The organism is Microcoleus sp. AT3-D2 (assembly GCF_036705715.1).
Taxonomy (GTDB): Bacteria; Cyanobacteriota; Cyanobacteriia; order Cyanobacteriales; family Microcoleaceae; genus Microcoleus.
In genome coordinates, this window is sequence record NZ_JAUBVE010000064.1 from 1 (window position 1) to 13287 (window position 13287).

12 protein-coding genes and 2 pseudogenes are annotated in these 13287 nt (G+C 44.1%); 7 read left to right on the plus strand and 7 right to left on the minus strand.

Features of this window, described 5'->3' with window-relative positions; all coding sequences use genetic code 11:
* A pseudogene (locus tag QUB44_RS22610) lies at positions 1 to 148 on the plus strand (IS630-like element ISAcma34 family transposase); the annotation flags it as partial.
* 5 nt (positions 149 to 153) lie between these two features.
* Here the strand turns inward: QUB44_RS22610 and QUB44_RS22615 are convergent.
* Both QUB44_RS22615 and QUB44_RS22620 read right to left on the minus strand, forming a co-directional pair.
* Positions 154 to 411: pseudogene (locus QUB44_RS22615) on the minus strand (spermidine/putrescine ABC transporter permease PotC); the annotation flags it as partial.
* A 114-nt stretch (positions 412 to 525) separates the two neighbouring features.
* Complete coding sequence (locus tag QUB44_RS22620) at positions 526 to 1374, minus strand: ABC transporter permease (RefSeq protein WP_333162206.1); 849 nt, start codon at positions 1372 to 1374, stop codon at positions 526 to 528.
* Between the two features lie 101 nt (positions 1375 to 1475).
* Between QUB44_RS22620 and QUB44_RS22625 the strand changes: the two genes are divergently transcribed.
* Positions 1476 to 2987 (plus strand): FAD-dependent oxidoreductase, encoded by a 1512-nt coding sequence (locus QUB44_RS22625; RefSeq protein ID WP_333370946.1) that lies wholly within the window; start codon positions 1476 to 1478, stop codon positions 2985 to 2987.
* 174 nt (positions 2988 to 3161) lie between these two features.
* On the opposite strand, the gene QUB44_RS22630 is transcribed toward QUB44_RS22625, so the two are convergent.
* Entirely contained in the window at positions 3162 to 3575 is a 414-nt protein-coding gene (locus tag QUB44_RS22630) for a peptide chain release factor 1 (RefSeq protein WP_333370948.1), read from the minus strand.
* 165 nt (positions 3576 to 3740) lie between these two features.
* Here QUB44_RS22630 and QUB44_RS22635 point away from each other — a divergent pair, with 165 nt between their 5' ends.
* Complete coding sequence (locus tag QUB44_RS22635; RefSeq protein ID WP_190734170.1) at positions 3741 to 3947, plus strand: hypothetical protein; 207 nt, start codon at positions 3741 to 3743, stop codon at positions 3945 to 3947.
* Positions 3948 to 4185: 238 nt separating this feature from the next.
* Positions 4186 to 4608, plus strand: a complete 423-nt coding sequence (locus QUB44_RS22640; protein WP_333370950.1) for a DUF6335 family protein — start codon at positions 4186 to 4188, stop codon at positions 4606 to 4608.
* A 93-nt stretch (positions 4609 to 4701) separates the two neighbouring features.
* On the opposite strand, the gene QUB44_RS22645 is transcribed toward QUB44_RS22640, so the two are convergent.
* The 3 genes from QUB44_RS22645 to QUB44_RS22655 form a co-directional block, all read right to left on the minus strand.
* Positions 4702 to 5382: a response regulator transcription factor gene (locus QUB44_RS22645; protein WP_333370952.1), complete on the minus strand. Its 681-nt coding sequence runs from the start codon at positions 5380 to 5382 to the stop codon at positions 4702 to 4704.
* On the minus strand, positions 5379 to 6833 hold the full coding sequence (locus tag QUB44_RS22650) for a HAMP domain-containing sensor histidine kinase (RefSeq protein ID WP_333370954.1): 1455 nt from the start codon (positions 6831 to 6833) through the stop codon (positions 5379 to 5381). The genes QUB44_RS22645 and QUB44_RS22650 overlap by 4 nt, the downstream gene beginning before the upstream one ends.
* A 157-nt stretch (positions 6834 to 6990) precedes the next feature.
* Entirely contained in the window at positions 6991 to 7602 is a 612-nt protein-coding gene (locus tag QUB44_RS22655; RefSeq protein WP_333370956.1) for a cupin, read from the minus strand.
* A gap of 370 nt (positions 7603 to 7972) precedes the next feature.
* On the opposite strand from QUB44_RS22655, the gene QUB44_RS22660 reads away from it, so the two are divergent.
* From QUB44_RS22660 to QUB44_RS22670, 3 genes are all read left to right on the plus strand, one after another.
* Positions 7973 to 8761 carry a YHS domain-containing (seleno)protein gene (locus tag QUB44_RS22660; protein WP_333370958.1) on the plus strand — a complete coding sequence of 263 codons (789 nt, stop codon included), beginning with the start codon at positions 7973 to 7975 and terminating at the stop codon, positions 8759 to 8761.
* 273 nt (positions 8762 to 9034) lie between these two features.
* Positions 9035 to 11308 carry a glycosyltransferase gene (locus tag QUB44_RS22665; RefSeq protein ID WP_333370960.1) on the plus strand — a complete coding sequence of 758 codons (2274 nt, stop codon included), beginning with the start codon at positions 9035 to 9037 and terminating at the stop codon, positions 11306 to 11308.
* A 32-nt stretch (positions 11309 to 11340) separates the two neighbouring features.
* Positions 11341 to 12042: a DUF4079 domain-containing protein gene (locus tag QUB44_RS22670; protein ID WP_333370962.1), complete on the plus strand. Its 702-nt coding sequence runs from the start codon at positions 11341 to 11343 to the stop codon at positions 12040 to 12042.
* Between the two features lie 308 nt (positions 12043 to 12350).
* Here QUB44_RS22670 and QUB44_RS22675 read toward each other — a convergent pair whose 3' ends face one another.
* Positions 12351 to 13229: a sugar ABC transporter permease gene (locus QUB44_RS22675; RefSeq protein WP_333370965.1), complete on the minus strand. Its 879-nt coding sequence runs from the start codon at positions 13227 to 13229 to the stop codon at positions 12351 to 12353.
* Between the last annotated feature and the right edge of the window lie 58 nt (positions 13230 to 13287).

Consider the following 13287-nt stretch of genomic DNA (forward strand, 5'->3'; position numbering starts at 1 on the left):
TGAATTAAATTTAATTGAAATTTTATGGCGGTTTATTAAGTATGAATGGATTGAAATATCTGCTTACAAGAGTTGGGGAACTTTTGTTACATCTGTGGAAAAAATCCTGAAAGAATTTGGAGAAAACTATGTAATTAATTTTGTCTAGCTACTTAGCAAGCTGTTGTTAAGGGCTGTCCAGATTCCGGCGCTGCTACTCGTAGCAATCGTCGCGCCTGCATTGCTAAACAAACTGCGATACCAATCGAGGGTAAAGCCACGCCAAACGGCATTGAATCTGGAGGCGTTAAAGGAGTAAATAATTAAGATGAGAATTGGCAAGTAAAGAAAGGCAAATGCTAGTACAGCTTGTACCCAAAGCCACTTTTTGCCGATCGCCCGCACAAGTAAATCTAGTTTTGTTTTAGTCATTAGTCATTAGTCATTAGTCATTAGTCATTAGTCATTAGTCATTAGTCATTAGTCATTAGTCATTAGCGCCTTTTAACCTAAAGGCAGGGTGCAACGATTTGTGTATACCTTACCTTATTGATTTTCGTCAGACACGCGGAAGTAAATTAACACAGGAATCAATATGATTACCGTCAACAGCATAGAAAGTGCCGAACCAAAAGGCCAATCGCGGGCTTTCATAAACTGATTTTGAATCAAATTTCCCACCATAACTGTTTTAGAACCACCCAATATATCCGGTGTTATGAAAGCGCCGACAGCGGGAACAAAAACTAAAATCGAGCCTGCCACAATACCGCGAGTTGTTAATGGTAAAAATACACGCCAGAAAGTGCGAATATCATTTGCCCCTAAATCGTGAGCGGCTTCTACCAATGAAAAGTTGAAGCGTTCTATGCTAGAATATAAAGGCAGAACCATGAAAGGTAAATAGCCGTAAATAAGACCGATCGCCACAGCGAAAGGCGTAAAAAGCAAGTTTAACGGTTCGCTAATAATTTGCAGGCTTTGCAGGGCTGTGTTAACTACTCCTTCGCTACGCAGGAGTATGATCCAGGCGTAGGTTCTCACTAAAAAATTAGTCCAAAATGGAATAATTACTAGCAAAAGCAAAGCATTTCGCCAGCGGGGAGTACGGGTGGCGATGAAGAATGCTAGGGGATAGCCAACTAACAAGCAAGCAGCCGTTGTTAGAAAAGCCAGCCAGAGCGATCGCCCAATTACTCCTAAGAAAAGTCCACTGAACAAACGCTGATAGTTGCTGAGAGTAAATATCCAAGTAACGCCGCCGTAAGTACCGCGTTCTAAGAAACTGTACAAAAGTACAATTAGCACTGGCAAAATGAAGAAAACCATCAGCCATGCGGTAGCGGGAAATAAGAGCAGCAACAGGCTAGTCTGCTGGCGGTTTTTGACACTCATTATTCACTCAAGCGAAATTTATCACATAATGCAACACATTTTATATCAAATCCGCATTTTATGAATTATGTCATCATTAATAAATTATCAAGAGGTACGCAATGTCAGCAGAATCGTCAACCCCAAAAATAGTCGTCGTCGGGGCAGGATGGGCCGGTTTAGGCGCTACCTATCACCTAGCCCAGCAAGGCTATGATGTCACCCTGCTAGAAGCAGGCCCTTATCCGGGTGGCTTAGTTGCGGGGTGGAAAACCGCCGGCGGGCGTTCCGTAGAAGCAGGCATTCATGGCTTCTGGTATCCCTACAAAAACATCTTTTCCTTAGTCAAGGAATTAGGTCTCGATCCCTTCACACCTTGGACTCGTTCTTGTCAGTATTCACCGGCCGGATTGGAAGTAGAATCGCCGATTTTTCAGGACGAACCGCGCCTTTCTACACCGTTAGGAACCTTTCTTTACACTAGATTTAAAAGGCTGCCATTAGTCGATCGGCTTTCAGCCTTGCCCTTACTCTACGCTGTCCTAGATTTCGACAATTCCGACGAAGCTTGGCGCAGGTACGATCGCGTCACAGCCCGCGAACTATTCAAACAGTTTGGCGTCTCTGCAAGACTGTACCGCGATGCTTTTGAACCAATGTTATTAGTAGGTTTATTTGCACCAGGAGAACAATGTTCTGCCGCCGCAGCTTTGGGAATGCTTTATTATTTCATATTAGCACACCAACCGGATTTTGATGTAGTTTGGTGTCGCGGAACTGTGGGAGAAAAAATCTTTCGTCCCTGGGTCGAACGCCTGGACAAACTCGGTGCAAAAGTATTGACAAAGCAGCGAGTTACTGATTTAATAGTTGACAGCAACAACCGAGCCACAGGCGTTGTTTGCGGCGAACAAACCTTCGAGGCAGATGCAGTTATTTTTGCAGTTGGCGTCACGGGAATGCAAAAAATTATCAGCAGCAGCCCAGCTTTGCAAAGCCGCCAAGAGTTTCGGGATGCCATGAATTTGGGTGCAGTGGACGTGTTAGCTGTTCGCCTGTGGTTTGACCGAAAAATTGACATTCCGCTGCCTTCTAATGCCTGTTTTGGATTTAGTTCAACTACGGGTTGGACGTTTTTTGATTTGAATGCTTTGCACGACGAATTTCGAGCCGAACCGGGAACAGTTGTCGAAGCTGACTTTTATCACGCCAATCAATTAATTCCCCTAAAAGATGAGGAAATAGTTTCCTTAGTTCAGCGAGATTTAGCCACTTGCATCCCCGCTTTTCGGGAGGCAAAAGTAATTGACAGCAGCGCGATTCGGCTGTCGCGGGCTGTGACGCATTTTGCCCCTGGCAGCTATCAGTATTTGTTGCCTGCAGTAACAAGTTATGATAATGTATTCATGAGCGGCGATTGGGTTGTAACCCGTCACGGTTCTTGGTCGCAGGAAAAGGCTTATGTTACTGGCTTGGAGGCGGCTAATTTGGTAATTTCGCGTTTCGGACTTGGGAACAAAGCGGCAATTATTCCCGTGGAAGCTGACGAACCGCACATTCAAATCGGGAGAAAGATTAATCAGTTTACTCGCAGTTTGACTAAAACCTTCATTCCAGATTTTTGGCTGCCATAATTTTTAGTCATTAGTCATTAGTCATTAGTTAATAGTTAGCGGTAAGGTGCAACTATCATCACCCTAAATAATGAGGATCTGCATCTAGGAATGCTAACACGCTACTCATAGCGGTAAGGTGCAACCTAATGACTGATGACTAATGACTAAGGACTAATGACTAATGACTAACAACTATCGCCAATAAGGCCGGCCCTTCCAAAAAACTCCCACCGTAACTCCTATTAGTGCAGTTTCTGATAAACTCGCTAAAGAAGCAGGTATGGGCAGGAATGACTTTAACAGCAAACCTAGGAGTAGGCACAAAACTAAAACCCACAAACTCACTCGGTTCAGCAAAAATTGCTGCTGCCAATACTCTAAAAAGTAAACCGCTAAAGCCCCAATTCCCAATGCGATAGCGAAAGGTATCAATATCCCCAGCGAGGAACCGAAGAGAAGCGTAAAGATTTTCCCGAATACTTCCGACTGAATCAAGCCCCACGCTAAAAATAACTCCAATCCAACCACGATGCAGTTGACGAGGGCGGAAATTTGGAGCATTTCTCGCCAAGGTAAAAGTTTTAAGCGCCGCAGAAAATTGTTCACGATCGGCAGATTAGGTAGGTTGCTTTGATTTTATAACAGTTTTGCCCTGGCGATCGACCTTTGATGACAATTTGTGAAGTAAAATAAAGATATAGAGCAGTCTCTTGACAAATTAACCCAGAGTACCTGCCTATTAGTTGTTGGAACCGTGAAAGGAAAAAAGTTATGGTGGAGAACACTGTCGATTGTGCTGTAGCTTGCGTCAATGGCTGCGTTCTGGGCGACAAGTGCCCGAAGCGGGAATACGCAGAAGCAACGTCAAACTTTATTGAAAATACTTCTCTGGATAAAATGCTAGAAATAGCAGAGGAAGCCGTGAGAAGGAAACGGATGGAACCCCCCAAATGGGTAATTCCTGATTTTCCCGAATAGAATTAGCCTCCCAATTAAAAAGCGATCGCCCATTTCAAACGGGCGATCACTTTTTGTATTCCCAATGAAATAGCTGAGCCGAATCAATATATTTCCTGGGATAGAAGCTAAAAGCTTAAAGAGTAATTATAATATTACTTAATTATAGCCATCGGCAATTACTAAAAACAATTCAGTTAAAGCCAAATTCGGACATTTTTAATTTAATTGAGTTCCAAAACAAACAGGAGCAAGTATCGTGGCCCAGCAAAAGAAAAGCACCGCAAAAACAACAACAGAACGCGATAATTTGGGCGATTTGCCTCAAGAAATTACCGAATCTTACGGTACCGGCGTCATCGCTCAACCGGGATTGAGCGATGACGACATAACAACCCTGCAGGACAGCAGTTCAGAATACTCTTCCACCAGTTCCCAAATCGGCGGCGAGGATGGCGATCCGGCTGCGGAACAAGAAAGTGCCACTGGCGAGCAATCGGTGGGCGGAACCGCGCCTACTCCCGACCTGGATATTGTTGACGAACTCGGAGCTGCTGCGGGCATAGAATTGCCAGATGGGGCTATTTTGCACACAACAGATATGCTGGAACATCGAGATGAAAGTCGGTGGGAATTAGACCCGATTTCTGCGGAAGATTATCAGGAACGACCAGATTTTTAGGTCTATTTTTTATTAAAAAATAGGTAGTATAATAGGAGCGGATTCACCAGTATTCATACTTCATCTCCCAAGTATTTGTAAACCCGCCCCTGATCACTTTTGCTCTCGCAACACATATCCAACTCCCCGAACAGTATGCAGCAGGCGTTTTGAGTTACTTGCTTCTAACTTAATCCGTAACGCACGAATATACACTTCAATAATGTTTGACTCGCCCATAAAATCATAACCCCAGACTTTTTCTAAAATTCGGTCGCGGGTAATCACTTGGCGGGGATTTCGCAGCATAAAATCTAGCAAATCAAACTCTTTGGCAGTGAGTTCAATTAGTTGATTGCCTCGATAAACTTCACGAGTTAAACCATTCAAGATTAGGTCTTCAAATTGCAAATTATCCGGGTCATTTGCTTGAGTTCGGCGCAGACGGGCTTTCACTCTCGCGAGGAGTTCTTCCATACTGAAAGGCTTAGTAACATAATCATCGGCTCCAGCATTTAATCCCGTCACGCGATCGGGTACTTCATCTTTTGCTGTTAACATAATTATTGGTACTTGAACACCAGTCGATCGCAACCTTAAACAGATGTCTAATCCAGAGATGCCGGGAAGCATCCAATCTAAAATTAATAAATCCGGTTGAGCATCACGAGCCATCATTAATCCATCCAATCCATTGGGGGCGATAGTGACGTGATATCCTTCAAGACTAAGTTCAGATTCGATGAACTTTGCCAGTTTAGGGTCATCTTCAACAAGGAGAATGCGATCGCTCATAGCTGCGGATTCCAGACAGGTAAGGTGATAGTAAAAATACTACCTTCTCGCGGTTTAGATCGGAGCGTAATACGTCCTTCCATGCCTTCGATGAGGCTTTTGGCGATCGCCAATCCCAACCCCGTACCGTCTCTAGAGCGCGTCATTGACTCATCCACTCGGTAAAATCGCTCAAAAATCCGGTTTTGATGGGGGAGAGAAATACCAATTCCGCGATCGCCCACATGAATCATCACCTGCTGTTCCCTCTTTTCTAAGACTAACTCAACTGGTTGTTCGGGAGCAGAATACTTGATTGCATTATCCACTAAGTTAATTAACACTTGTTGTAAACGATCCTGATCCGCACAGGCTACAACATCCTCATCATTTGACACCAAAATAATTTTCCGATTGCTAACTTTTTGACTCATCTCGGCCACCTCAGCCACCAGAGTATTCAGTATCACCGGATTCAAACGAAAGTGCAAGTTGCCACTATCAGCCCGTGCCAAATCGAGCAAATCTTCTAACATCCGAATCGTGCGTTCAGTTTCCCCAACCGCTGTTTCCAGTGCTTGTTGCTGATAGTCACTTAAGTTAGTGCTGCGTCGCAGCAAACTTTGTAAATAACCAACTACAACCGTCAGAGGAGTGCGTAATTCGTGGGAAACATTACCGACAAATTGGCGTTGTTGCTCCCAGGAACCCGATAAGCGAAACAACATCTCATTAAACGTTTGCGCTAGTCCTAAAATCTCATCAGGAGCCTGATGGAGTTGGAGTTTTGCTGCCTGCAAATTATCAGCAGACAAAGTGCTAGCTACCTCACTCATATGTTCCAAAGGATGGAGAGCATGACGAATGCGACTGGCGATCGCCAACATTAACACTAAGATTACCACAATACTGACAACAATTAGACTCCGAATCCCATCATTTAACTGACGTTGCTCATCAGTGATATCTTGAGAGAAATATACCGTACCCAGTAACTGATTTTTAATCCTCAGAGTTCTGCTACAGATCACCAAATAGCGATCGCCCATCTGAACAAAAGTCGGCTGTGCAGGTACTTCCGTCAACGAGATCATCTTCGTAATCTTAGAAGATTGCAGATCCATATCAGGTGAATTCACCAAAAGCATCCCATCATTTCGCTTCACCCACACCATGATTCCTCCTGTGGAAGCTTTATGGACGCTTCGGGTTAAGCCAATTTCTAGTGAACCCATTTCACTATAAAGTTCAACCTGTTCGGGAAAGCGTATTCCAATGTATTCCAGGGTTTGTTTATGGGCACCGACTAGATTTTGCGACCTTTGCCAGCCGGCCCAAAATGCCACACTGCTGAGTCCTAAAATCGATAGTACCAGCAATTCCAGCGTCAGGCGAAACTGAAGCGAAGAGGTGGAAATTCGCTTGCCCGTGACAGGGTTTATAGCAGCTATGACTTGGCGAATTAGCTTCATTTTATCGTCAGGTAGTGAGGAGAATTAAGCATTAAAATGAGTCAAATTCAACTAGATAAAATTAGTATCGCGTAGAACCGACGAAAGTTGGTGCAGCCTCGATCATCGCCCGTTATATTTTAAATTTGTTGATATTTGCTTCGATCGGACTGGTATCTTAAAAGTTTTCCGCAGTGCCTTTAATCTGGTTAAATTCAAATCGTCTATCGTAATCTGTTACACCATAAAGATTAAAACTAATGGTTGGTTTATCTCCGAGTGCTTCCACATGATGAATCGCATCTGGCATTAAGCACAAAACGTCACCAGGAGCAAGCAAAATATCTCCCACTGTTGTAATTTTATCGGGAAACTTGCGAGTTGGCGATCGCTGCCAAAAAGTATTTTTCTCCTGTCCATCAAGTAGCGCCACCAATCCCCAACTGGCATGATTGTGAATCGGAGAAACTGCACCAGGAGCCCAAGCCACCAACTGCACCGTCAGAGGAAAAAATGGTTCATCATAAAGTGTTTGTACTGCCCAGCCTGTCTCAGAGTCAGGCTCAAGGAGAGCAATTTGAAACCAGGAGGAACTATCTAACAACCTGCGGACAAGGGGACAAATTGCCTGGAGTCGTAAATAATCATCACTAATTTGGTCTAATACATCTTCCAAGTCAGTTAAAAAGCGGTAAAGTCGGTAGGGATGGGTGAAATCTTCAATTTGACTTGTAGCCTCAAAAATATTGCACTGTCCATCATTAGTCACTAACCAGTCTTTTCCTGTCATAATTTCTCAACTCGCGGTTAAATTACTGCACTACTAAGTTTCTCATCAGCAATCTTGGGTTGAGCAACGAGGTATCTACAAAGAAACCCGCTTTCTAAGCCAAGAGTGTATAAGTCCTGCAAAGGATAGTCCGGGTTAATCTCCACTCTATAAGACATTCGGGGTAACTAGATGATGCGTTCCTAATTTCCAGATGAATTTTTGCTGAAGAAAGTGGCGTATAAAGTATTCAGAGTTTTATCTCCCATCCATCTCTTCCTCATCTAGCACTCATTTTATTGAGTGTTAATGTAAACAACCTCAAGTCTTGAGGACAACAAAAAGCCAGCAAAATAGCCAGAGAGCAAGAAGTCTCAAGCAAATATCTGGCATGGAACTATTAACAATTTATCTGGGAATCAGACACATGAAAGTAAAATACATTACCACGATCGCCATTGCCACCATTCTCGGTTTGGTAACAACTAATGTTAGCTACGGCAACTTCAAGGCTTCAACAAACTCAAACTCTACAACCGTTTCATCCAAGGTTGCACAATCCAATCCTTGCGCGGGTAAAGCCAATCCTTGCGCGGGTAAAGCCAATCCTTGCGCGGGTAAAGCCAATCCTTGCGCTGGTAAAGAAAATCCTTGTGCTGGTAAAGCCAATCCTTGCGCTGGTAAAGCCAATCCTTGTGCGGGTAAAGCCAATCCTTGTGCTGGTAAAGAAAATCCTTGTGCTGGTAAAGCCAATCCTTGTGCGGGTAAAAGCAGCACAGCAACCCTTCATCCTCAATTCTACACCGAAAAAGGTGTGGCTCTTGATGGTCAGGATGTCGTAGCCTATTTCACCCAAAGCAAATTAGTTATGGGAGTTAGCCAATTTAAACATAATTGGGGTGGAACAACTTGGATGTTTGCTAGTGCAGCAAACCGTGATATGTTTGCCAAAAATCCTGAAAAGTATGCTCCTCAATACGGTGGATATTGCGCCCAGGGAACCAGTGAAGCGCATCTTGTTGTGAGCCAGCCTGACGCCTGGAAAATCGTTAATGGGAAGCTTTATCTCAACTACGATAAAACAGTACAAGCACAGTGGATGGGGGATATCCCTGGTCACATTGCTTTAGCAAACAAAAATTGGCCTGCTATTCTGAATAACAAAGAACTGTTCCGCTAAGCTCAAAGTGATGCAGACAATTACTCCCTTCCTACTACTAGGATTACCGATCTTCTTCTTTGTATGGCTTCCCGCAGCTTCGCTAACGCGGTTTGTTAAATAAGTATTCTTTGAGTGGGAAGGGAGTAAATAATAAGCTGTCCCGCATCTTGCGTTGTATTTTTCGGGCGGGCGGGACGCCCACCCCACAAGAATTTCATCAAACTTGACTGTAAAATTTAGATGCGCCTCAGCTTACGATCGCCAATTCATATAACTTGCTGAAACAAAATTATGATTTCATGGCTTAAATATTTGGGCTTTCATCGTCGAGATAGTACCCCCAGAAACCGGATACCGATCGCCACCATCGTCATGTTAGGTTCGGTTATTTTAGCGGCTGGACTGGTCGCTGCTTGGTTTTCCGGTAACGGCACTCTCGATCGTCTATTTGCCCAACTGCAAGCAATGCAAAATCATCCTCCGATGTGGCTGCAAGTGCCGATGGTAATGGGGGAGTATTTGCTAACACCTACGGTCGCTCTGCTGGCGATTTCCCTGCTAATTATGCGGGTTTCGCCCATACCCCGAACCTGGTCGCGGGCCGTAGTTGTGGGAATCTTGTTGATGTTGGTGATGCGTTATCTGCTGTGGCGATCGCTCACAACCTTAAATGTATCCGCTCCCTTAGATGGAGTATTTAGCATTGGGTTGTTTCTTCTAGAAATTTTCCTCTTGCTTACCAATATCCTTCAGTTATTTTTGATGTTGTGGGTAAAGGATCGCCGGAGTGAAGCGAATCGGTTGGCAATCGATGTAGTTGAGGGTCGATTCACGCCATCGGTTGACATTTTGATACCCACTTATAATGAGCCTGCCTATATTCTCAAACGCACGGTAATTGGTTGTCAAGCCCTCGAATATGCCAATAAAAAAATATATCTGCTCGATGACACCCGGCGTGAAGAAATCCGGCAACTTGCAGAGGAATTAGGGTGTGAATACATCACTAGACCTAATAATTGCCATGCGAAAGCAGGGAATTTGAATCATGCCTTAGCTGATACTCAAGGAGAGTTCATAGTTGTATTTGATGCCGACTTTATTCCTACCAAAAACTTTCTGATTCGCACCGTTGGCTTCTGCCAAGATCCCACAGTGGCCCTGGTTCAAACGCCTCAAAGTTATTACAATGCTGACCCGATCGCCCGTAATCTAGGCTTAGATAATATTATCACACCGGAAGAAGAGGTTTTTTATCGCCAAATTGAACCGATCAAAGATGGTGCCGGCAGTGTAGTTTGTTCTGGAACTTCCTTTGTGGTGAGACGCAGCGCCTTAGAAGACGCTGGAGGATTTGTCACCGAATCTCTTAGTGAGGATTATTTCACCGGCATTAAACTCTCTGCTAAAGGCTATCGCTTGGTATATCTCAATGAAAAACTCAGCGCTGGCTTGGCGGCCGAAAATATTGCGGCTTATGCAACTCAACGCCTGCGCTGGGCGCGAGGAACCTTACAGGCGTTTTTTATTGATTCCAATCCTCTCACTATTCGCGGACTTAAACCGATTCAGCGACTGGCTCATTTTGAAGGACTTCTGCATTGGTTTACCTCAATTCCCCGCGTGGGTTTTCTGTTGATGCCTTTAGCTTATTCCTTCTTGGGCGTGATTCCGATCCGAGCCAGTGTTCAAGAAATGTTGTACTTTTTTATGCCCTATTATTTAGTGCAGTTAGCGGTTTTCTCCTGGTTGAATCATCGATCGCGATCGGCATTACTATCTGATATTTACTCACTGGTACTAGCGTTCCCGCTGGTTCTGACCATCGTTCAGGTGATGCTGTCTCCCTTCTCCAAAGGATTTAACGTCACAGCCAAAGGCACTGTGAGCGATCGCTTTTCCTTCAACTGGAAGTTAGCGCTACCGTTGCTGCTATTATTTATTGCCAATGCGATCAGCTTGTGGCACGTTCTGGTAACCTGTTTGATTCAAGTTCAGATGCACGCATCAGAGCCTGAAATCATCCAGCATTTCAAAGGGTTGGGCATTGGTTGGATTTGGAGCGCCTACAACCTTTTAATTATGAGCATCACGCTGTTAATTTTGTTAGACGCTCCTAAATCAGATCGCTATGAATGGTTCGATCTGCGTCGATTGGTACGGCTTGCGGTGAATGGACAGATTTTTTGGGGGGTGACTACTTTCATTTCTGAAGTGGGGGTTCACGTAGAGATGACTCAAGCCCAATTGCCTGTTATTATTATAGGAGAAACGCTCCCGGTGACACTCACAATTCTAGAAGATAATTTGAGCTTACAAGGGCAAATCGCTCAGATTGACTTGAGTGGTGAATTTCCCTCTGTACAGATCCACTTTGACAAATTGGCTCTGCCCCAACATCGGTGTCTGGTGGAGATGTTGTTTTGCCGTCCAGGTCAATGGAAACGTCCTTGCGCTCCTGGTGAGTTAAAGTCTCTGTTCCTGCTATTTGGGATTTTGTTGAAGCCTCGGATTTTGTTCGATCGCGATCGGGCGATCGATTTCCTGAAGGTCTCAAAAGTTTAGTTCGATCAACTTTAAGAACGAAAAGGTGCTGTATGGAATTTAAAGATTTTATGGCTTTGCTGCATCCTATTTTAGCTGTAGCGATTGTTTTTCCTATGCTTGGTGTTGTTCTCAATATGGCGTGGCAAACTATGCAGCGTCGGAAGCAAATTGCGATCGACACCAAGAGCAAAATTCCACCTGTAGTCGGTTCAGAACACGTCAAAGCAGGTCGAATTCTGTCAGGTTCTGTGGTAGGAGTGACTTTGTTGGGTTTAGCCTACCCGATTTTTGAGCATATTTTGAGCAAGGATGTTTGGAGCAAAAACTCGTTTCAGGTCATTTTCATTGTGCTGATGTTTGTTGCAACTGTCGGCTCTTTGGTCATGCTATATCGAGCTACACCCGCTTTATGGCGCGGCATATTTGCCACCCTAACAGGTACTGGTTTGGTGATTCTTGGCACTCAAGATGGCGTTTATCGGCGAACCAATGAATGGTATTGGTCTCACTACTACATTGGCATCACCGCTGCGCTAATTATGGTTTTCTCCCTTGCCATCATTCAAGACATTTACAAAGACCGCTCAAATCGCTGGCGCACTATCCATGTGATCTTGAACTCGATCGCTGTGCTGCTCTTTCTGGGACAGGGAATGACCGGAACCAGGGATTTATTAGAAATTCCTCTGAACTGGCAGAAACCCTATATTGATACCTGTGATTTCACCAATAAGACCTGCCCAAAGCCGTGAGCGATCGCATTACTTCGAGATTCCAGTCTCAAATGAGTAGAAATTAGACGAATAAACCCGGTTTCTGAATGTAACAAAGTCCTGGTAATCACAGGAATGAGAACGAGAAACCGAGTTTATGAACCCCGGAGTTCGTCACTCCTAATCAGTCAATCGATTTTAGATTTTAGATTTTAGATTTTAGAGGCGACCCCACGGATAAATGCGGGGGCTTGAGGATTTTAGATTTTCGATTTGGGATTGATTCCACCGATAAATCACGTGGCGGGTACCATCAAGAAATTCTTGGTCATAAATCTTAATCATTCTTAATCATTGCGAGCCAAACCCTGAAGACTAACTTGCAAAATCGACAAACCCAAAATTAGCAAAAACAAAACCAGCCCGATCGTACAAGCATAGCCAATTTCCAAATCCTTAAAAGCCCGTTCGTACAGATAATAAACAACAGTCTTAGAACTATTGCGAGGCCCACCCTGAGTCATAATATAAACTTCTTCAAAAACCTTAGTAGCAGAAATCGCCGAAATTACCGCAACTAAAACTAAATAAGGCTTCATCAGCGGCACAGTAATATCCCAGTGCTTTCCCAAACCATCAGAACCATCAATAGCAGCCGCCTCATAAAGTTCAGCCGGAATAGCTTGCAGCCCTGCCAAATAAATCACCATGTAATAACCCAATCCTTTCCAGATAGTAACCGCCATCACGCTAAAGATTGCTAACTTCGGATTAGCCAGCCAAGAAACAGGAGGCAAACCCAACAATTCCCCCAACTGATTCAGCAGTCCAGTCTCAGCAAACAGCCACTTCCAAGCAATCCCGGCGACAACCATTGAAATCACCGCTGGCGTGTAGTATGCTGCACGAAACCAGTTCATCCCCTTAAGTTTTTGGTTGCACAAAATCGCCATTCCCAACGGTAGAACAACCAATACAGGCACAACGCAGGTGAGATACAGCAGCGTATTCGTCAAAGTTTGCCAAAATGTGCGATCGCCCCACAACCTGTAAAAATTCTTCAACCCCACCCACTGCGGCATTTGAGTTAAATCATATTCGTAATTAGTAAAACTCAAATAAAAAGCTTGCACCGCCGGCCACAAAACAGTCAAACTCAAAATAAATAAAGCCGGAAGTAAAAACAAATAAGGCGTCAAATAGCGTCGGGAAAAAGTCACAGACATAGTAATTGGTAATTGGTAATTTTACTCGTTTACTCGTTAACAGGCTCTGCCTGGTAAC

Excerpts from the sequence above, each read along its gene's own strand:
- QUB44_RS22650 (WP_333370954.1), bottom strand. The coding sequence starts at position 6,833 with ATGAAGCTAATTCGCCAAGTCATAGCTGCTATAAACCCTGTCACGGGC.
- QUB44_RS22675 (WP_333370965.1), bottom strand. The coding sequence starts at position 13,229 with ATGTCTGTGACTTTTTCCCGACGCTATTTGACGCCTTATTTGTTTTTA.
- QUB44_RS22620 (WP_333162206.1), bottom strand. The coding sequence starts at position 1,374 with ATGAGTGTCAAAAACCGCCAGCAGACTAGCCTGTTGCTGCTCTTATTT.
- QUB44_RS22625 (WP_333370946.1), top strand. The coding sequence starts at position 1,476 with ATGTCAGCAGAATCGTCAACCCCAAAAATAGTCGTCGTCGGGGCAGGA.
- QUB44_RS22670 (WP_333370962.1), top strand. The coding sequence starts at position 11,341 with ATGGAATTTAAAGATTTTATGGCTTTGCTGCATCCTATTTTAGCTGTA.
- QUB44_RS22660 (WP_333370958.1), top strand. The coding sequence starts at position 7,973 with ATGGAACTATTAACAATTTATCTGGGAATCAGACACATGAAAGTAAAA.
- QUB44_RS22645 (WP_333370952.1), bottom strand. The coding sequence starts at position 5,382 with ATGAGCGATCGCATTCTCCTTGTTGAAGATGACCCTAAACTGGCAAAG.
- QUB44_RS22655 (WP_333370956.1), bottom strand. The coding sequence starts at position 7,602 with ATGACAGGAAAAGACTGGTTAGTGACTAATGATGGACAGTGCAATATT.
- QUB44_RS22665 (WP_333370960.1), top strand. The coding sequence starts at position 9,035 with ATGATTTCATGGCTTAAATATTTGGGCTTTCATCGTCGAGATAGTACC.
- QUB44_RS22635 (WP_190734170.1), top strand. The coding sequence starts at position 3,741 with ATGGTGGAGAACACTGTCGATTGTGCTGTAGCTTGCGTCAATGGCTGC.